Origin of the sequence: Streptomyces sp. NPDC002328, assembly GCF_042890065.1 — a bacterium.
Lineage (GTDB): Bacteria > Actinomycetota > Actinomycetes > Streptomycetales > Streptomycetaceae > Streptomyces.
In genome coordinates this window covers 256,783-274,989 of sequence record NZ_JBIARQ010000001.1, presented here as the reverse complement: position 1 = coordinate 274,989, position 18,207 = coordinate 256,783, and the positions used below count along the sequence as shown (strand labels likewise).

17 protein-coding genes are annotated in these 18,207 nt (G+C 72.0%); 10 read left to right on the top strand and 7 right to left on the bottom strand.

Translation table 11 applies throughout. The features are described 5' to 3' along the window. Positions 1 to 957, bottom strand: a complete 957-nt coding sequence (locus ACFYX4_RS01275) for an acyl-CoA dehydrogenase family protein (RefSeq protein WP_389323833.1) — start codon at positions 955 to 957, stop codon at positions 1 to 3. Next, a complete protein-coding gene (locus ACFYX4_RS01270) occupies positions 957 to 2,096 on the bottom strand; it encodes an acyl-CoA dehydrogenase family protein (RefSeq protein WP_389323830.1) in 1,140 nt (379 codons plus the stop codon). The genes ACFYX4_RS01275 and ACFYX4_RS01270 overlap by 1 nt, the downstream gene beginning before the upstream one ends. A gap of 48 nt (positions 2,097 to 2,144) precedes the next feature. Between ACFYX4_RS01270 and ACFYX4_RS01265 the strand changes: the two genes are divergently transcribed. From ACFYX4_RS01265 to ACFYX4_RS01255, 3 genes are read left to right on the top strand one after another with little or no spacing between them, the layout of a single operon-like run. Continuing rightward, positions 2,145 to 2,933 carry an SDR family oxidoreductase gene (locus ACFYX4_RS01265; RefSeq protein WP_389323827.1) on the top strand — a complete coding sequence of 263 codons (789 nt, stop codon included), beginning with the start codon at positions 2,145 to 2,147 and terminating at the stop codon, positions 2,931 to 2,933. 21 nt (positions 2,934 to 2,954) lie between these two features. Next, the gene (locus ACFYX4_RS01260) at positions 2,955 to 3,590 is read left to right on the top strand and encodes a TetR/AcrR family transcriptional regulator (protein ID WP_389323824.1); all 636 of its coding nucleotides are present in this window, start codon (positions 2,955 to 2,957) and stop codon (positions 3,588 to 3,590) included. 31 nt (positions 3,591 to 3,621) lie between these two features. Then, a complete protein-coding gene (locus ACFYX4_RS01255) occupies positions 3,622 to 4,779 on the top strand; it encodes an acetyl-CoA C-acetyltransferase (protein WP_389323821.1) in 1,158 nt (385 codons plus the stop codon). On the opposite strand, the gene ACFYX4_RS01250 is transcribed toward ACFYX4_RS01255, so the two are convergent. From ACFYX4_RS01250 to ACFYX4_RS01235, 4 genes are read right to left on the bottom strand one after another with little or no spacing between them, the layout of a single operon-like run. Next, positions 4,763 to 5,812 (bottom strand): NAD(P)H-dependent flavin oxidoreductase, encoded by a 1,050-nt coding sequence (locus ACFYX4_RS01250; RefSeq protein ID WP_389323818.1) that lies wholly within the window; start codon positions 5,810 to 5,812, stop codon positions 4,763 to 4,765. The genes ACFYX4_RS01255 and ACFYX4_RS01250 overlap by 17 nt on opposite strands. Next, positions 5,812 to 6,534 (bottom strand): CoA-transferase subunit beta, encoded by a 723-nt coding sequence (locus tag ACFYX4_RS01245; protein WP_389323815.1) that lies wholly within the window; start codon positions 6,532 to 6,534, stop codon positions 5,812 to 5,814. Before ACFYX4_RS01245 ends, ACFYX4_RS01250 begins: the two co-directional genes overlap by 1 nt. Continuing rightward, positions 6,531 to 7,367 carry a CoA transferase subunit A gene (locus ACFYX4_RS01240; protein ID WP_389323812.1) on the bottom strand — a complete coding sequence of 279 codons (837 nt, stop codon included), beginning with the start codon at positions 7,365 to 7,367 and terminating at the stop codon, positions 6,531 to 6,533. The genes ACFYX4_RS01245 and ACFYX4_RS01240 overlap by 4 nt, the downstream gene beginning before the upstream one ends. Further along, on the bottom strand, positions 7,364 to 8,158 hold the full coding sequence (locus ACFYX4_RS01235) for an enoyl-CoA hydratase family protein (RefSeq protein WP_389323809.1): 795 nt from the start codon (positions 8,156 to 8,158) through the stop codon (positions 7,364 to 7,366). Before ACFYX4_RS01235 ends, ACFYX4_RS01240 begins: the two co-directional genes overlap by 4 nt. A gap of 101 nt (positions 8,159 to 8,259) precedes the next feature. Here ACFYX4_RS01235 and ACFYX4_RS01230 point away from each other — a divergent pair, with 101 nt between their 5' ends. Both ACFYX4_RS01230 and ACFYX4_RS01225 read left to right on the top strand, forming a co-directional pair. Next, positions 8,260 to 9,024, top strand: coding sequence for an SDR family oxidoreductase (locus tag ACFYX4_RS01230; protein ID WP_389323806.1), 765 nt, complete (start codon positions 8,260 to 8,262; stop codon positions 9,022 to 9,024). Then, positions 9,021 to 9,971 carry an SDR family oxidoreductase gene (locus tag ACFYX4_RS01225; RefSeq protein WP_389323804.1) on the top strand — a complete coding sequence of 317 codons (951 nt, stop codon included), beginning with the start codon at positions 9,021 to 9,023 and terminating at the stop codon, positions 9,969 to 9,971. The genes ACFYX4_RS01230 and ACFYX4_RS01225 overlap by 4 nt, the downstream gene beginning before the upstream one ends. 54 nt (positions 9,972 to 10,025) lie before the next feature. On the opposite strand, the gene ACFYX4_RS01220 is transcribed toward ACFYX4_RS01225, so the two are convergent. Then, positions 10,026 to 10,928, bottom strand: a complete 903-nt coding sequence (locus ACFYX4_RS01220; RefSeq protein WP_389323801.1) for a hypothetical protein — start codon at positions 10,926 to 10,928, stop codon at positions 10,026 to 10,028. Between the two features lie 125 nt (positions 10,929 to 11,053). Between ACFYX4_RS01220 and ACFYX4_RS01215 the strand changes: the two genes are divergently transcribed. From ACFYX4_RS01215 to ACFYX4_RS01195, 5 genes are all read left to right on the top strand, one after another. Further along, positions 11,054 to 11,413 carry a chorismate mutase gene (locus tag ACFYX4_RS01215; RefSeq protein WP_389323798.1) on the top strand — a complete coding sequence of 120 codons (360 nt, stop codon included), beginning with the start codon at positions 11,054 to 11,056 and terminating at the stop codon, positions 11,411 to 11,413. Between the two features lie 170 nt (positions 11,414 to 11,583). Beyond that, positions 11,584 to 12,132, top strand: a complete 549-nt coding sequence (locus tag ACFYX4_RS01210) for a two-component system response regulator (RefSeq protein WP_389323795.1) — start codon at positions 11,584 to 11,586, stop codon at positions 12,130 to 12,132. Positions 12,133 to 12,240: 108 nt separating this feature from the next. Next, positions 12,241 to 14,721, top strand: a complete 2,481-nt coding sequence (pepN, locus tag ACFYX4_RS01205; RefSeq protein ID WP_389323793.1) for an aminopeptidase N — start codon at positions 12,241 to 12,243, stop codon at positions 14,719 to 14,721. A 402-nt stretch (positions 14,722 to 15,123) separates the two neighbouring features. Then, positions 15,124 to 15,759 carry a hypothetical protein gene (locus tag ACFYX4_RS01200; RefSeq protein WP_389323791.1) on the top strand — a complete coding sequence of 212 codons (636 nt, stop codon included), beginning with the start codon at positions 15,124 to 15,126 and terminating at the stop codon, positions 15,757 to 15,759. A gap of 171 nt (positions 15,760 to 15,930) precedes the next feature. After that, positions 15,931 to 18,135: a hypothetical protein gene (locus ACFYX4_RS01195; RefSeq protein WP_389323789.1), complete on the top strand. Its 2,205-nt coding sequence runs from the start codon at positions 15,931 to 15,933 to the stop codon at positions 18,133 to 18,135. The last annotated feature ends 72 nt before the right edge of the window (positions 18,136 to 18,207 follow it).

The window sequence follows — 18,207 nt, the reverse complement described above, 5'->3', positions numbered from 1 at the left end:
CTACCGGGCGCGGGCGTCGAGGACGTCGGCGCGGCACTCCCGCGGGCTGCCCCAGGCCGAGTGCAGGGCGCGGGCCTTGGTGAGCCACAACGACAGGTCGTACTCCGCCGTGTAGCCGATCGCGCCGTGCAGATGCAGCGCGGTGCGGGCGGTGGCGTACGCCGCCTCGCAGGCGCGCACCTTGGCGGCGGCCACGTCGGCCGGATCCATGGTCAGCGCGGCCCCGAGGACCAGCGGCCGGGCGAACTCCAGGGCGATCCTCGCGTCCGCCAGCCGGTGCTTCACGGCCTGGAACGAGCCGATCGGGACGCCGAACTGGGTGCGCTGCCCGACGTACGCGACGGTGCGGTCGAGCAGTGTCAGGCCGACGCCGAGGGCCTGGGCGGCGGTGGCGAGCCGGGCCCAGAGAAGGGCGTCGGGCGGCCCCTCGGCGGGCGGTGCGAGGCGTTCGCCGCCCGGGAGCAGGGGCGTCAGCCGACGGGCGGGGTCGAGGGAGGGGCGGACGGGGCCCGCGCCGGGCGACAGGCGAAGCCCCTCGGCCGAGAGGGAAAGCCGCAGCGCGCTCGCGTCACCGTCCAGGGCGAGCCCGTCCTCGTACGCGAGGGTCGTCATCGTCTCCCCGGTCGCGAGCCCCGGCAGTAACTGTTTCGCATGGCCCGTGCCGGCGAGCAGCACGGCCGCGGTCACCGTCTCCACCAGCGGCCCCGGCACCGCGTGCCGCCCCAACTCGATGAAGGCGACCGCGACCTCGACGGGCCGCACGCCCAGTCCCTCGTACTCCTCGGGAACCGCCAGCGCGAAGACACCCGCCCGGCCGATACGGGACCACAGCGCGCGCCCGCGCTCCGGGTCGCCGCGGCTCCAGTCCCGCACCGCCGAGGGCGTGTCCGCAGCCGTGAGCATCGCGTCCAGGGAGTCCGCGAGAGCCCGTTGCTCGACGTCGAGGAGAAAACGCATCAGCGGCGTCCCTTCGGCAGGCCCAGCAGGCGTTCGGCGATGATGTCGCGCTGGATCTCGTTGGCCCCGGCGTAGATCGGGCCGGCGAGGGAGAACACGTACCGCTCGGCCCAGTCGGTGTCCGCCCGCTCGCCGTCCGCGCCGAGCAGGTCGAGCGCCGTCTCGTGCAGCGCGATGTCGTACTCGGACCAGAAGACCTTGTTCAGGCTGGACTGCGGGCCGAGCGGCTCGCCCTCCAGAAAGCGGGAGGCGGCCGCGTACGTGAACAACTGGTAGGCGCGGGCGTCGATCAGGGCGTCGGCGACCCTGTCCCGCGCCCAGCCCGGCCCGCCCCGCGCCCGCCACAGGTCCCGCAGCCGGTCCGCGCCCGCCAGGAAGCGGCCGGGGGAGCGCAGGGTGAGCCCGCGTTCGTTGGCGGCCGTCGCCATGGCGATGCGCCAGCCCTGGCCGGGCTCGCCGATCACGTCCTCGTCGGGCACGAACACCTCGTCCAGGAACAGTTCCGCGAACGCGGGCTTCCCGTCGAGCCGGCCGATCGGGCGGACCGTGACGCCGGGCGCCCGCAGGTCGAACATGACGTAGGTGAGGCCCTGATGGGGTTTCGCGGTGTCCGGGTCGCTGCGGAACAGGCCGAAGGCGCGGTCGGCGAAGGCCGCCCGGGAGGACCAGGTCTTCTGGCCGCTGAGCAGCCAGCCGCCGGCCGTGCGCACCGCCCTGGACCTGAGGGACGCCAGGTCCGAGCCGGCCTCGGGCTCCGACCAGGCCTGCGCCCACACCGCCTCGCCGGTCGCCATCGGCGGCAGGACGCGGTCGCGCTGCTCCTCGGTGCCGTGGTCGAAGAGGGTGGGGGCGAGGAGGCTCACGCCGTTCTGGTTGACGCGTCCGGGCGCGCCGGCCGCCCAGTACTCCTCCTCGAACAGCAGCCGGCCGATCAGCCCGCAGTCCCGGCCGCCGTACGCCGTCGGCCAGTCGACCACCGACCAGCCGTCCGCGGCGAGCTCGGCCTCCCAGGCGCGGTGCGCGGCGAAACCGGCCTCGGTCTCCAGGGAGGGCAGCGGCGACGACGGCACGTGCGCCGCCAGCCAGACGCGGGCCTCGGCCCGGAGGGCTTCCTCTTCCTGCGTGAAGGCGAGATCCATCAGCGACGATCCTTCCCTAACAAGTGTTTGGTAGGTTAGCGTGGCCCTATGACAGGCGTCGAGACTCCGGCCTACGTCCCCGGACACGGACTGCTGGCGGGCCGCACCGCCGTCGTCACCGCCGCCGCGGGCGCGGGCATCGGCGGCGCCACCGCCCGCCGCTTCCTGGAGGAGGGCGCCCGGGTGCTGATCAGCGACGCCCACACCCGGCGCCTGAAGGAGCACGAGGCCGCGCTCGCCGGAGAGTTCGGTCAGGCCGCGGTCACCGCACTGCCCTGCGACGTCACCGACGAGGACCAGGTGCGCGCCCTGTTCGACGCCGCCGTGGACGCGCACGGGCGGCTGGACGTCGTCGTCAACAACGCCGGCCTCGGCGGCACCGCGCCCCTGGCCGACATGACCGACGAGCAGTGGACCCGGGTGCTGGACGTGACGCTGAACGGCACCTTCCGCTGCACCCGCGCCGCCCTGCGGCTGATGCGGCCCACCGGGAGCGGGGTGATCGTCAACAACGCCTCCGTCGTCGGCTGGCGCGCCCAGGCCGGTCAGGCCCACTACGCCGCCGCGAAAGCGGGCGTGATGGCGCTGACCCGGTGCGCCGCCGTCGAGGCGGCGGAGTACGGGGTGCGCGTCAACGCGGTCGCCCCCAGCCTCGCCATGCACCCCCACCTCGCCAAGGTCGCCACCCCCGGACTGCTCCAGGAGCTCACCGCGCGCGAGGCCTTCGGACGGTACGCCGAGCCCTGGGAGGTGGCCAACGTGATCGTGTTCCTCGCCTCGGGCTACTCCTCGTACCTGACCGGCGAGGTCGTGTCGGTCAGCAGTCAGCGGGCCTGAGGCGAAGGCGAGAATGTGCGCGTGCCTACCAAGAAGAAGCCCCAGGTGACCGCCGCCGCTCCGCCCGCGGCCGGCGCCGCCCGCGACCGCCGCGGCGAACTCCTCGACACCGCCGCCGAGGTCTTCGCCGAACAGGGCTACAACGCCACCACCGTCCGCAAGATCGCGGACCACGCGGGCATGCTCGCCGGCAGCCTCTACTACCACTTCGACTCCAAGGAGTCGATGCTGGAGGAGATCCTCAAGACCTTCCTCGACGAGCTGTGGGACGGCTACGACACCGTCCTCGGCGCCGGGCTCGGACCGCGCGAGACCCTCGAAGCGCTGGTCACCGAGTCGTTCCGGGAGATCGACCGGCACCGCGCGGCCGTCGCGATCTACCAGAAGGAGAGCAGGCAGCTCCTCGTGCAGGAACGGTTCGCGTTCCTCGCCGAGTCACAGCGCCGGTTCGAACAGGCATGGCTGTCCACGCTGGAACGCGGGGTCGCCGACCGGGTCTTCCGGGCCGACCTCGACGTCCGGCTCACCTACCGGTTCGTGCGCGACACCGTCTGGGTCGCCGCCTCCTGGTACCGGCCCGGCGGACAGCACAGCCCGGAGGAGATCGCCCGCCAGTACCTGTCGATGGTCCTGGACGGGATCGCCGTACGCACCTAGCCGCGAAACCTCTTTCCCCTGAGGAGCTGACATGGCCGAGGCCTACATCGTCGAAGCGGTCCGCACGCCCGTCGGGCGGCGCGGGGGAGGACTCGGCGGGGTCCACCCGGCCGACCTGGGCGCGCATGTCCTCAAGGCCCTCGTCACCCGGGCCGGCGTCGACCCGGCCGCCGTCGAGGACGTCGTCTTCGGCTGTCTGGACGCCGTCGGCCCGCAGGCCGGCGACATCGCGCGGACCTGCTGGCTCGCGGCCGGGCTGCCCGAGGAGGTGCCGGGGGTGACCGTCGACCGGCAGTGCGGATCCTCCCAGCAGGCCGTGCACTTCGCCGCGCAGGGCGTGCTGTCCGGCACCCAGGACCTCGTCGTCGCGGGGGGCGTGCAGAACATGACGCAGATCCCGATCGCCTACGCCACCCGGCAGGCCGCCGCACCGCTCGGCTTCACCCAGGGCCCCTTCGCCGGCAGCGAGGGCTGGCGCGCCCGCTACGGCGACCGGCCCGTCAACCAGTTCGCCGGCGCCGAGATGATCGCCGCCAAGTGGGGCATCAGCCGCACCGACCAGGAGGAGTTCGCCCTGCGCTCCCACCGGCGGGCGGTGCGGGCGATCGACGAGGGCCGCTTCGAGCGGGAGACCGAACCCTACGGCGACGTCACCCGCGACGAGGGCCCCCGCCGGGACACCTCGCTGGAGAAGATGGCCGCACTGAAGCCCGTCATCGACGGCGGCACCGTCACCGCCGCCTGCTCCTCCCAGGTGTCCGACGGAGCGGCCGCCCTGCTGCTCGCCTCCGAACGCGCGGTCCGTGAGCACGCCCTGACGCCCCGCGCCCGCGTGCACCACCTGTCGGCGCGCGGCGAGGACCCCATCCGCATGCTCACCGCCCCCATCCCCGCCACCGCCCACGCCCTGAAGAAGACCGGCCTGACCCTCGACGACATCGACCTCGTCGAGATCAACGAGGCGTTCGCACCCGTCGTCCTGGCCTGGCTGAAGGAGACCGGCGCCGACCCCGCCAAGGTCAACGTCAACGGCGGCGCCATCGCCCTCGGCCACCCGCTCGGCGCGACCGGCGCCAAGCTGATGACCACCCTCCTGCACGAACTGGAACGCACCGGCGGACGCTACGGCCTCCAGACCATGTGCGAAGGCGGCGGCCAGGCCAACGTGACGATCATCGAGAGGCTCTGAGCCTCTCCCGCGCCTCCTCCGCCTCCTTCATGATCCGCTCCACCAGTTCCGCGCACGACGGCAGGTCGTCGATCACCCCGGCGACCTGCCCCGCCGCCATCACCCCCAGATCCGTACGGCCCTCCACCATCGCCGACCGCAGCAGCATCGGCGTGTTCGCGGCCAGCAGCACCTGACTCCACGTCAGCTCCTTGCCGTGCCGCAGCGCCAGCCCGTCGCGCACCATCTGCCGCCAGCCCAGCCCGGACAGCCGACGCAGCCCGGCCGCCCGCCGCACCGCCCGCGCCAGGGACCGCGCCCGCCCCGACCGCTCCAGGGACTCGACCAGCTCCGTGCGCAGCATGCGGTGCGGCAGCCCGTCCACCGCCCGGGTCACCGTGACGTCCCGGACCGTCGCCGCCAGATACCGCGCCTTCACCGCGTCCGGCACCGTCGAGTCCGACGTCAGCAGGAACCGCGTGCCCATCGCGACCCCGGCCGCCCCGTACGCCAGCGCCGCGACCAGGCCCCGCCCGTCGAAGAAGCCGCCCGCCGCCACCACGGGGACGTCCACGGCGTCCACGACCTGCGGCAGCAGCACCGTCGTCGCCACCTCACCGGTGTGCCCGCCGCCCTCGCCGCCCTGCACCAGCACCGCGTCCGCACCCCACGCGGCCACCTTCTCGGCGTGCCGACGCGCCCCCACGGAGGGGATGACGACGACACCTGCCTCCTTCAGCTCGGCGATCAGCTCCCGGGAGGGGGCGAGCGCGAAGGACGCCACCCGCACCCCCTCCTCCACCATCACCCGGACCCGGTCCCCGGCGTCCCCCGCGTCCGCCCGCAGATTGACCCCGAAGGGCGCGTCCGTACGGGACTTCACCTCCCGTATCGCCTCCCGCAGCCGGTCGACGGTCATCGTCGCCGAGGCGAGGACGCCCAGCGCGCCCGCGTTCGCCGCCGCCGACACCAGCCGCGGCCCGGCCACCCATCCCATCCCGGTCTGCACGATCGGATGACGGACCCCGACCAGCCGGGTCAGCGCGGTCTCCATCAGTCCGCGACCTCCCTCGCCCGCGCGCCGCGCGGATCGACCACCTCACGGATCAGCCTCAGCTCCTCCGCCGTCGGCTCCCGCGTGGCGGGCACCTCGTTCGGGACGGTGAGCGCGAACCCGGTCGCCTCCCGCACCGCGTCCACGGTCACCCCCGGATGCAGCGAGACCAGCCGCATCGAGCGGTCCGGCGTCTCGAAGTCGAGGACGCCGAGATTCGTGACGACCCGCGCGAGCCGGTGGTGACGGGCGCCGCCGGCGCGGTCGTACCCCACCCCGCACACCATGTCGACCTTCTCCACGAACACCCGCCGGGAGTGCTTCGGTATCCAGTAACTCGTCGGGTTGTTCAGCGTGTTGACCGGCGCGCCGCGCACCCCGAGCAGCTGCCGGGACGGCCTCGCCCAGTCGCCGATGCACGAGATGTTCTGGTTGCCGTACCGGTCGATCTGGCTCGCCCCCATCATCACGTGCCGCCGCCCGCCGGTGACCAGGGCCAGGTGCTGCCGGTACGGCAGCCAACCCTCGACGGTGCCGTCCGGGCCGACGAGCAGCGCCTCGCCGTCGGTCAGCATCAGCTCCGGCGCGAACGTGAGCCGGGCGAGCCGGGCCCCCGCCGAGGGGATCAGCCCCATGGGGCTCGCCACGATCTCACCCGCGCCCCGCCACGCCTCGGCACAGGCGACGACGCAGTACTCGGCTCGGGTGACCCGCGCCGTCATGTCTCCTCCCCGACCGCCGACCGGTACGCCTGCTCGTCCCCGGCGAGGTACCGTGCCGCGAACTCCGGCCACGGCGTGGTCGCGTACCGCTTCTGGAACGCCTCGTCCCGCCCGTAGTCCGGCGCGCAGGACGTGAAGTGCGCCCCGTTCGGAGCCTCGACCACCCCCGTCACCGTGTGCCGCTTGACCAGCAGCGACTGCGGCGCCGCCTCCTTCGTCAACTCCGCCGTGTCCACGATCCGTTCGCACGAGACGTACGCCGTGTCCGCCGCCTCGCAGAAGAGGTCGTCGAAGTACGGGTCGGGGCCCAGATACTGCCCGTTGCCCAGCCGGTCGGCCCGGTTGACGTGCACCAGCGCCGCGTCCAGCCGCAGCGCCGGCATCGCCACGAACGTCTCACCGTCCTCGTACGGCGAAGTCACCGTGCGCAGCCCCGGGTTGACCCGCATCACGTCCGAACCGAGCCCCGCCCGCACCGGCAGGAACGGCATCCGGTGGGCGGCCGCCCGCAGCCCCCACATGAACATCGCCTCGTCGATCTCCGTCAGCTCGAAGGCCGCCCGCTCCCGCGCCGCCCGGTAGTGCGGTTCGAGCGGGATGGAGTCCAGGGTGACGAACGCGGTGACCAGTCTGCGGATCCGGCCGGCGGCCGCGAGCATGCCCACGTCCGGGCCGCCGTACGACACCACCGTGAGATCGGTGACGCCGGAGCGCAGCAGCGCGCGGACGAGCGCCATCGGCTTGCGGCGCGAACCCCAGCCGCCTATGCCGAGGGTCATCCCGCTCTCCAGCCGGGACACCGCCTCGTCGGCGGTCATCGTTTTGTCGCTCACCCCTGCTCCCCCTTCCCTACACGCGCGTTCCCGTCGCCCGCGTTCCCGTCGCCCGCGCCTCTCCCGAAGCCCGCGCGGACCCGGTCGCCCGCCCCGCTCGCCCCCGCCTCATAGGTGAACCCCTGCTCGAAGCGGTAGCTGCGGCGCACGTCCACCGGATCGATCCCGTTGAGAGCCGCCTTGGCCAGGCGCAGCAGCTCACCGTCCTTCGCGGCGATCTCCCGGGCCAGCTCCAGCGCGCCCACGACCACCTCCCGCGGCGGCACCACCCGCCACACCGCGCCGTGCGCCCGTAACTCCTGCGCCGTCACCGTGCGCGCCGTGTAGTACAGCGTGCGCAGCAGATGCTGGGGCACCAGCCTGGCCAGATGCGTCGCCGCGCCCAGCGCGCCCCGGTCCAGCTCGGGCAGCCCGAACACCGCGTCCTCGCCGGCCACGATCGCGTCCGCGTTCCCCACCAGCCCCACCCCGCCGCCCAGGCAGAAGCCCCGCACCGCCGCCACCACCGGGACCTCGCACTCGTACACCGCCGCGAACGCCTCGAAGCAGCCGCGGTTCGCGCCCACCAGGGCGTCGGCCCCCCGCGCCTGTATCTCCTTGATGTCCACACCCGCGTTGAATCCCCGCCCCTCGGCGGCCAGCACCACGCACCGCGCCTGCGGATCGCGGCCGGCCGCGCGCACCGCCTCGGCCAGGGCGAACCAGCCGGCCACCGGCACGGCGTTCACCGGCGGGAAGTCGACCGTGACGACGGAAATCCCCTTTTCCGGGGACGAGGTGGAGACACCCATGGACGCATCAGCTACCTTCGCACTCAGCTACCTTTCCACCAAACATTTGTTAGGTGTGAGGCTTCGAAGCTAGCAGTCGCCGCGGACGAGCGGGAGGGCCTGTGGATAACTCGCTGCACGGCAGGACGGCCGTCGTCACCGGCGGTACCCGCGGCGTCGGGGCAGGCATCGCGCAGGCCTTCGCCGAAGCCGGCGCCGACGTCCTCGTCTGCGCCCGCCGGCCACCCCAAGTCCCGCTGCCCAAAACCGAGTTCGTCCCGCTGGACGTCCGGGACGCGGAAGCCGTACGACGGTTCTTCACCGGCCTGCCCCGCCTCGACGTGCTCGTCAACAACGCGGGCGGAGCCCCACACCGCCCCCTCGCCCACGCCGGGCCCGAACGTCATGTACGCGTCCTCGAACTCAACCTCGTCGCCCCGCTGACCGTCTCCCTCGCCGCGTACGAGCACCTCAGACGCGCCCGGGGCTCGATCGTGATGATCGGCAGCGTCAGCGGTGGCCGCCCCTCGCCCGGCACCGCGGCCTACGGCGCGGCCAAGGCCGGCCTGGAGAGCCTCGCCCGCTCGATGGCTGTGGAATGGGCGCCGGACGTCCGCGTCAACACTCTCGTCCTCGGCATGGTCCGCACCGAGCTGTCCCACCTGCACTACGGGGACGACGACGGCATCGCCGCCGTCTCCGCCACCGTCCCGCTCGGCCGCCTCGCCGAGCCCTCCGACGTCGGCGCCGCGGCCGTCTTCCTCGCCTCGGACGCCGCCGCCTACATCAGCGGCGCCAGCCTCCTCGTCCACGGCGGCGGGGAGCGCCCCGCGTTCCTCGACGCGGCGACGGTCAACGGCAACGGCCGACAGGGAGAACCGACATGACAGGACTGTGCACCGGACGCGTCGTCGTCGTCACCGGCGCGGGCCGGGGCCTGGGCCGCGCCCACGCCCTCGCCTTCGCCGCCGAGGGCGCCCGGCTCGTCGTCAACGACCTCGGCGTCGGCCTCGACGGCCACCCCGCCGTCGACACCGGCGGCCACCCCGGGGGCGGCCTCGACGGCGGCCCTCCGGACACCCCCGCCGCCCGCGTGGCCGCCGAGATCCGCGCGGCGGGCGGCGAGGCCGTCGCCCACGCCGGCGACATCGCCACCGCCGAGGGCGCCGCCTCCCTCGTCGCCACCGCGCTGGAGACGTACGGCCGCCTCGACACCCTCGTCAACAACGCCGGCTTCCTGCGCGACCGCATGCTGGTCAACCTCGACGAGGACGACTGGGACGCCGTCATGCGCGTCCACCTCAAGGGCCACTTCCTGCCGCTGCGGCACGCCGCCGCGCACTGGCGCGCCGAGGCCAAGGCCGGCCGCGCGCCCGACGCCCGGATCGTCAACACCGGCAGCGGCGCCGGCCTGCTCGGCTCGGTCGGACAGGGCAACTACAGCGCCGCCAAGGCCGGCATCGTCGCCCTCACCCTGGTCGCCGCCGCCGAACTCGCCCGCTACGGCGTCCAGGTCAACGCCATCGCGCCGGCCGCCCGCACCCGTATGACCGAACGCACGTTCGCCGACACCATGGCCGCGCCCGCCGCCGGCTTCGACGCGATGTCCCCCGAAAACGTCTCCCCGCTCGTCGTCTGGCTCGGCTCCGCCGCCAGCGACGGCGTGACCGGCCGTGTCTTCGAGACGGAAGGCGGCCGCATCACCGTCATGGAGGGCTGGCGCCCCGGCCCGACCGCCGACAAGGGCGCCCGGTGGAGCCCGGCGGAGGCGGGGGAGACGGCACGCAAGCTGCTGGCGGAGGCGGAGACGCCGGGCAAGGTGTATGGGGCGTGACGCGGGCCGGGCTCCCATGTGAGGCCCCGCTCCGCCCCGTCCCGCGACCGACGCCTACGTGTCGCACTCCAGCACCGTCCTGCACAGCCCGCACCGCGCGCGTACCCGCCCCCGCACCGGCACCCTGATCCGCTGATGGCAGGTCGGACACGAGAACGCCACCCGCAGCGGCCCGCCCGCGTCCGGGACGAAGTCGTACGGCGCGTCCGCGTTCGCGACGGCGGCGTGCGGCCGGTGGTCCTGCGCGTGCCGCCGGTCGCGCGCGTAGCGCCGCCGTCCCGCCCACCCCGCCGCCGTCAGCGGCGGCTGCCGCTCGTCGAGCAGCGCCCGCTCCCGCCCCCGCACATACGCCGTGTACGCCTGCGGGCTGGTGAACCACGTCGACGGGTCCTCCCCGAAGACCACCGCCCGCTTCGCCAGCACGTACCCGAACTCCTCCGGCGTCAGATACCCCAGCTTCTGCGAGGAGGCCGCGTCCTCCCGGTAGGCGTCGAGCAGCAGCCAGCCCGCGCCCAGATACGTCGTCGCCGTGTCGGTGAGGATCTCGTTGTCCCGCGTCCCCGGGAACGACAGACCCAGCCGGTGCAGGAAGACATGCATGACCTCGTGCGCGAGGGCCGCGCCGATGTCCCGTCGATGCGTGCGGAACCGGTCGTTCAGCTCGATGAAGTACTCGGGCCCCGCCGCGAGTTCCACGTTCGCCGCGTGCTGCATCTCCCGGAAGCCGACGATCATCCGGGCGTCCGGCAGCCGATAGTGCCGCACCAGCTCGCGCGCCACCCGCTGCGCCCCCAGATGCAGGTCGTCGGTGTCGCAGAACGCCACGTCCACCGGGGCCACGCTGGTCGCGAACTGATGGATCGTGTCGTACGACAGACGTCTGTAGAGCGCGGTGACGGCGGCCCGCACCGTCTCCAGATGCGGATAGCCGTGCTCGACCGGTCCACCGTTCGCCACGTCCGTAACCCCCAAGACGTCCCGGGACGCCGTGCAGCCGTCTCCACTGTACGAGGATCCGGCGCACGAGGACCTGACCGCCCGCGGACCGGGTCGTGCGGACCGACGGACTAGGGTGATCGCCCATGACCACCAGCAACACCAGCAGCACCGGAACCGGTGACGTCGACCCCGCCGTCCGTGAGGAACTCGCGCGGCTGCGGGACAGCATCGACAACATCGACGCGGCCGTCGTCCACATGCTCGCCGAGCGATTCAAGGCGACCCAGCAGGTCGGCCACCTCAAGGCCCGCCACCAGCTGCCGCCCGCCGACCCCGCCCGCGAGTCCCGCCAGATCGCCCGGCTGCGCACCCTCGCCGAGAACGCCAAGCTGGACCCGGCCTTCGCTGAGAAGTTCCTCAATTTCATCATCGCCGAGGTGATCCGCCACCACGAGCGCATCGCCGACGACGCCGTCAACGGCGACGCCCCGACCACCGGCTGACCTCGGCCGACGCCCCACGCGCGCGACGCGACGCCGCCGCCCGCACCCGCCACCGCCTCCGGCGCGGCGCACCGCCCGCCCACCGGCCCGCACAGCGAGTCAGCCGACGAGCACTGGCCGTCAGGGTTGGGACGTAAGCTGGTGGTCCCATCGCGGAGGGACGTCGGGTCATGCCGCCGGATGCCAGGATCCTCATCGTCGACGACCACCAGGACACGCTGTACGCGCTGGAGAGCGCGCTCGCCCCCCTGGGCTACCGACTCGCACGCGCCACCAGCGGCGACGAGGCGCTCAAGCAGGTGCTGCGCGGACAGGTCGGCCTGCTGGTGCTCGACGTGCGCATGCCCGGCGTCAGCGGACTGGACGTGGTGCGCTACATGCGACGCCTGGAACAGACCCAGCACATCCCCGTCCTCCTGCTCACCGGCTTCGGCCCCGACCACGAACTGACCTCCGCCGCCTTCGACCTGCGCGTCGCCGACCTGGTCATGAAGCCCGTCGACCCCTGGGCGCTGCGCACCAAGGTCCGCTACCTCTACGACGCCCACCAACGCCAGCTCGCCCTGGAACACGAGGTGCGGGCCCTGCGCGCACTGGTGAAGGACCCCGGCGACATCGCCGCGACCCGCCTGCCCGTACCCGTCCCGGACACCCGGGTCCCGGTCCAACGCGACGCGGACCCCCGGCCGACGGGCCCGACGACGCCGAAGGCCTCCTGAACACCGACGGCGGCTCCGGCGCTGCGGCGCTCCGGCACGAGAAGGGACATACGGTGCGTACCGATCCGCCCCTGTGCCCCCGCCGCGCCATCGGGCAGCATGGCCTGCATGTCCGTACTGACGCGCGACGAAGCGCAGACCCGTGCCCAGCTCCTCGACGTCCGCCACTACACCGTCGAACTAGACCTCACCACCGGTGACGAGACCTTCGAGTCCCTGACCGTCATCCGGTTCGCCGCGCGCACGGGCGCGGACACCTTCGTCGAGCTGAAGCCGGCCGAACTGCGCTCCGTCACCCTCGACGGCGAGCCCGTCGACCCCGAACTCCTGGACGACAACCGCCTGCCCCTGAAGAACCTCACCGCGGGCGACCACGAACTCACCGTCCGGGCCGCCATGCGCTACTCCCGCACCGGCGAGGGCATGCACCGCTTCACCGACCCCTCCGACGGCGAGACCTACGTCTACACCCAGATGTTCATGGACGACGTCCAGCGCGTCTTCGCCGCCTTCGACCAGCCCGACCTGAAGGCCGTCTTCGAACTCACCGTCAAGGCCCCCGACGGCTGGACCGTCCTCGCCAACGGCGTCACCGAACACACCGACGGAGCATGGAAGGCGGCCCCCACCCCGCCCATCTCCACCTACCTCGTCGCCGTCGCCGCCGGCCCCTGGCACTCCGTGCGCACCGAACACCGCGACCTGCCCTTCGGCATCCACTGCCGCCGCTCCCTCGCCCCCTACCTCGACGCCGACGCCGACGAGATCCTCGACGTCACGCGCGCGTGCTTCGACCGCTACCACGAGAAGTTCGAGGAGCCCTACCCCTTCGACTCCTACGACCAGGCGTTCGTCCCCGAGTTCAACGCCGGCGCCATGGAGAACCCCGGACTCGTCACCTTCCGCGACGACTTCGTCTACCGCTCCGCCGTCACCGACACCGAACGCCAGACCCGCGCCATGGTCATCGCCCACGAGATGGCCCACATGTGGTTCGGCGACCTCGTCACCCTCAAGTGGTGGGACGACATCTGGCTGAACGAGTCCTTCGCCGAGTACATGGGCTACCAGACCACCGCCGAAGCCACCCGCTTCACCGACAGCTGGACCGAGTTCGGCGTCGTCCGCAAGGCCTGGGGCTACGACGCCGACCAGCGCCCCACCACCCACCCCGTCGCCCCCGAGAACGTCGAGGACACCGCCTCCGCCCTCCTCAACTTCGACGGCATCTCCTACGCCAAGGGCGCCTCCGCCCTGCGCCAACTCGTCACCTGGCTCGGCGAGAAGGACTTCCTCGCCGGCATCAACACCCACTTCGCCCGCCACAAGTTCGCCAACGCCACCCTCGCCGACTTCATCGACTCCCTCGCCTCCAGCACCGAACGCGACGTCCACGCCTGGGCAGACGCCTGGCTGCGCACCACCGGCGTCGACACCCTCACCCCCACCGTCACCGCCGACGCCGGCCTGTGCGCCCTCGCCGTCGAACACACCGGCAGCCGCCCCCACCGCATCGCCGTCGGCCTCTACGACCAGGACCTCTCCGACGAAGGCGGCCAGCTCACCCTGCGCGAACGCCTCGACGTCGACGTCCCCCAGACCGCCCCGCAGCCCATCGGCAAGCGCCCCGCGCTGCTCCTCCTCAACGACGGCGACCTCACCTACGCCAAGGTCCGCTTCGACACCGCGTCCTACGACACCCTCCGCACCGCCCTCTCCGGCCTGCCCGACCCGCTCACCCGGGCCGTCGTCTGGAACGCCCTGCGCGACGCCGTCCGCGACGGAGAGCTCTCACCCACCGCCTACCTGGAGACCGCGCGCGCCCACCTCCCCCAGGAGACCGACCTCGCCCTCGCCCAGGGCGTCCTCGCCTTCGCCTCCGGACAGGTCGCCGACCGCTACGTCACCCCCGAGGAACGCCCCGCCGCCCTCGCCACCCTCGCCTCCCTGTGCCGCGACCTCATCCGCCGCACCGAGGACGGCGACCACCCCGGCCTGCGCCTGACCGCCGTACGCCACTTCATCGACGTCGCCGCCCACCCCGACACCATCGCCGCCTGGCTCGCCGACGGCACCGTCCCCGGCGGCCCCGAACTCGACCCCGACCTGCGCTGGCGCCTCCTCGCCCGGCTCGCCGTCCTCGGCGCCACCGACGAGACCGCCATCGCCGCCGAACTCGAACGCGACCCCTCCGCCGACGGCCAGGAAGGCGCCGCCCGCTGCCGCGCCGCCCTGCCCGACCCGCGGAGCAAGGAACAGGCCTGGGCGGCGATGTTCGACGGCGACGACCTCTCCAACTACCTGTTCACCGCCACCGCCCAGGGCTTCTGGCAGCCCGAACAGGCCGACCTGGTACGCGCGTACGTGCCGCGCTTCTACGAGGACGCCGTCGCCGTCGCCGCCCGCCGCGGCCCCGCCATCGCCGACGCCGCCGGCCGCTGGGCCTTCCCCGCCTACGCCGTCGACGCCGAGAACCTCGCCCTGGGCGAGACCTGCCTGCGCGACACCGACCTGACCCCGTCCCTACGACGCAAGCTCGCCGACCAACTCGACGACCTGAAGAGGGCGTTGCGGTCGAGGGGCGAGTGAACCCGGTGGCCGGCTCTCCCCGCTCGGGCGTAGGGGGAGAGCGCCACCGGGGTTCCGTCATAGAGAAGTTGACGGTGTGAAAGATACGGGTCTAGCCTGAAAGTAGTACGAGCCCTTCATTGCTCCGCGACCAAGCAGACGGCACCAGGCCGGATGCCACTCGCACTCGAACTGGCGGACCCCAGAGATCACTTGAATCTCAGCGGGCCGCCGAGGGAGAGGGCGAGGAGCGAAGTGATGGACGACGCAGCGCGTATCGCCCGAATCCGTTTGCCTGACCGGCCCGAAGGCCGGCTGGAGTGATCAGTTCGATGCGGTGCAGCCGCCTGTCGTTCTGACGACCCTTCGGATTCGAGCGAAAGGCCAGGAACAGCCATCAGCGCATCTCAGCCGGTCGACCGTGTGTATTACATCGACGACTCCGGCATTCCCAGCACTGGCCTCGCGCTCTACACCGCTGTGGGCGTCCCGAAGACCCAAACCGCGCGTGTCCTGCGTGCCTGGCAGGAACAGCGCGACCGTTGGTCGCGTGACCACGGAATCCCTCCCGAGTACGAGCTCCACGCGAACGGTTTCCTCGCCGGCCGCGGGCGTCCCGGTGGCCGCAACCCGCTCAAGATAGAGCGCTACCGCATGGCCCAGGAAGCCCTCGACGTGATCGCGGCGCAGCCGGACCTCGACATCGTCACCGTCTATACCCAAGACCTCACCCACTGGGGGCGGGCCAAGCGACGCGCCTACGACAGGCTTCTGCGCGTGCTCGACCAGCGACTGGCCGGGACGGGCGAGAACGCCGAACTGGTCGTCGACGGAGATGGCAGCGAGCACCTCTACGACGAGGTGCACCTGAACCTGCGGCCGAGCCGCATCCCGCTCCCGGCCGTGGCAGTCCCGGCCCACGCCTCGCCGTGGCTTCAGATGGCCGACCTCGTAGCTTACTGCGGCTGCCAGGCGATCGCCCGTCGGGAGAACAGGCAGTTCATGTGGGGGTGGTATGCCCGGCACCTCCCCAAGGCACCCGCACCCGAGCGGTGCTGACCACCACCTACTGACGAACCCCGGCCGATGGCCGGGGTTCGTGGAAGCAGACCTGGCACGCGCTCCCGCGCGGCCCTGACTGCACTTTCAAGTCTACCGGTCCGGATGGCCCCGGGCCAGTGAACAAGAGAGCGATTTATGGGACCTCGGCGGCCCAAAGAAAGGAAAAATGTGAGTGCATCCACTGAATCTCAGGACCAGGTCGACTCCAGTCAGCGTATCGAAGCCTCCGAAGACGGCCCCGAGACGATCTCGTTCACCTTCGAAGGCGAGGAATTCACCGTCTCGGGCTTCGAACGCACCCTGCCTGATCCCTCCACCCCGGGCGACCGCGCCCAACTCGTCAAGGCCGGTCTGCACGCCGACGGTGCCGCCCTCGACGAGGACGCTTGGCACGCCGTCGCCCGCGCGATCATCTCGCCCGAGGCCGCCGCCGCTCAGTTGCGGTCCGCCAAAGGGCAGGCCTCGGCCCTGATCGAGGAGCACGTCGAGGGTGCCACCCTCCGTTCACTGCACACCAGGGTCTGGCTGAGCGAACTGTTCCCCGGGCACCAGCCCCGCACCAGCCAGGGTGCCCTGCCCGTCGAGGATCCCGAGGTCCACGGCGATGTGGACGAGCAGGGTCGCCCCTACGCCCGGGTCGTCTACCGCTACCGCGACCGGAAGCATCTGCGCGACCACCTGGCCCAGACCATAGAACAGACCCGGCACGCCAACCCCAACCCCTACGACCGTTCGATCCTCGCTCGGCGGATCACCCGGGCCGTCATCGCCCACCCTTGCCGGCTCGAATTCGCCGACAGCGACGAACACATGGACGTCCTCGCCGTACGCGACGGCATCACCCGGCTGACCAGCGCATGGGCCCTCCTCACGGAAGGCGCCTCGCCCTACGCCGACGACATCGCCGCCACCGCGCTGCGCATTCTGACCGCCGAGAAGACACAGCGACGAGGCTCCGCCGAGAAGTCCCTCAGCCAGCGCATGGCGCTGGGGCGGCAGGAAGCACTCAACGGGCTCCTGGCGGAATTTCAGCGAGGCGTCAATCAGCCGCAGCCCGCGGACCGTTCCGTACGGCTCGGCCAGACGCTCGTCGTGCCCGCTCAGATCACCGTTGGGATCCACCGGCACGGCTCCGCGGGACTCGCCGCCGAGGAGGTCTTCGACGACGCCGTCCGCTCCATCCTCGCCTCGATCCACGTCGAGTTTCGGCACTGGGAAGCTGCCGCACAGAACGTGGAGGTCGGAAGCCGAGCGATCAGCCGGGTGCGCCTCCCAGGCCTCCCGCAGAACAGCCTGCTCGACGGAATCATCGGCCTCGCCCTGGGACGCCGCAAGCCGGAGGACCTGCCCACCGTTTTCGGCAGGAACGACATTCCTGGAACCCCCCTCTGGCGCGCCGTCTACCTGACCCACTTCCTCACCCGGCCCGAGGTCCTGGAGCAGGTGAAGAAGTTCGCCAAGGACATCAAGGGCACCAGCCAGATGAAGACCTCGGGGTACGCCGAACTCCTCGGTCCTGTGATCGACTTGCCCTGGCGCGGCTACAAGGCGGGCTCACTCCAGCAGGCCCGCAACGCCTGGGCCAACGGCGGCGTACTCACCAAGAAGGTGCTGAGCGACTGGCAGCCCACGCCCAGTCAAGACTTCGGCGACCTCGTCGAACCGGCGCTGAAGGGGAACAACCACGCCCGCCAGACCCTCGCGGTCGCGGGTGGAATCGCGCTCATCGCGGACAAACTCATCACCCGTAACGTCGGCTCCGCGGTAGGCAAGACCGTTCCGTTCCGCGCCAACACCGACCAGATCGTCGCCGGCCTCGCCGAATCAGAGGAAGGACTGTGGAGCCTTGCCTTTGCGGCCCGTGCCTTCGAGGCGAAACGAGAATGCCTGAACTCCTTCACCGACGCCCAGCTTCTGGCGCGAAACCCGGCCGACATGTACACCATCCCGGCCGTCGACCTGACCGCATCGGACAAAGTGGCACGCGATGCGGGTGGCCGAGCTGTCCAACCGCTCGATCAGTGGACTGTCGTCGCCCTGTCCAACCCCGACAAGGCACAGCAGGCCGAAGAGGAGCGGCAGCAGCAGAACGAGAAAGCCACTGACTCCGAGCAGACCATCGCCGACAAACTCGCCGCCGAACGGCGTGCCCTGCGACAGGCCGTCACCGATGCCCGGTCCGCCGTGGAGCGGTTGCTGAAAATCGCGGACGGTCCCGAGGCCAGAGCCACCACCGTGCACCCCTTCGGCTCGCAGGAGGAACTGGATCGAATGATCGCCGAGGTGCGCCAACTCGTCGGCCAGATCACCCTGCACAGGCAGGCGACCGAAGCGGAGCCACAGGAAGAGGAGGACGACGAGTTCACGGACTGACCCGCCGCTCCGCGACGATCGGTACCCCCTTTCGGGTACCGATCGTCGCTCTTTCGGGCCTGTCTCCACATC

Coding starts and splice junctions, on each gene's coding strand:
- ACFYX4_RS01210 (WP_389323795.1), top strand. CDS start 11,584: ATGCCGCCGGATGCCAGGATCCTCATCGTCGACGACCACCAGGACACG.
- ACFYX4_RS01215 (WP_389323798.1), top strand. CDS start 11,054: ATGACCACCAGCAACACCAGCAGCACCGGAACCGGTGACGTCGACCCC.
- ACFYX4_RS01225 (WP_389323804.1), top strand. CDS start 9,021: ATGACAGGACTGTGCACCGGACGCGTCGTCGTCGTCACCGGCGCGGGC.
- ACFYX4_RS01275 (WP_389323833.1), bottom strand. CDS start 957: ATGCGTTTTCTCCTCGACGTCGAGCAACGGGCTCTCGCGGACTCCCTG.
- ACFYX4_RS01270 (WP_389323830.1), bottom strand. CDS start 2,096: ATGGATCTCGCCTTCACGCAGGAAGAGGAAGCCCTCCGGGCCGAGGCC.
- ACFYX4_RS01245 (WP_389323815.1), bottom strand. CDS start 6,534: ATGACGGCGCGGGTCACCCGAGCCGAGTACTGCGTCGTCGCCTGTGCC.
- ACFYX4_RS01265 (WP_389323827.1), top strand. CDS start 2,145: ATGACAGGCGTCGAGACTCCGGCCTACGTCCCCGGACACGGACTGCTG.
- ACFYX4_RS01255 (WP_389323821.1), top strand. CDS start 3,622: ATGGCCGAGGCCTACATCGTCGAAGCGGTCCGCACGCCCGTCGGGCGG.
- ACFYX4_RS01250 (WP_389323818.1), bottom strand. CDS start 5,812: ATGGAGACCGCGCTGACCCGGCTGGTCGGGGTCCGTCATCCGATCGTG.
- ACFYX4_RS01235 (WP_389323809.1), bottom strand. CDS start 8,158: ATGGGTGTCTCCACCTCGTCCCCGGAAAAGGGGATTTCCGTCGTCACG.
- pepN (WP_389323793.1), top strand. CDS start 12,241: ATGTCCGTACTGACGCGCGACGAAGCGCAGACCCGTGCCCAGCTCCTC.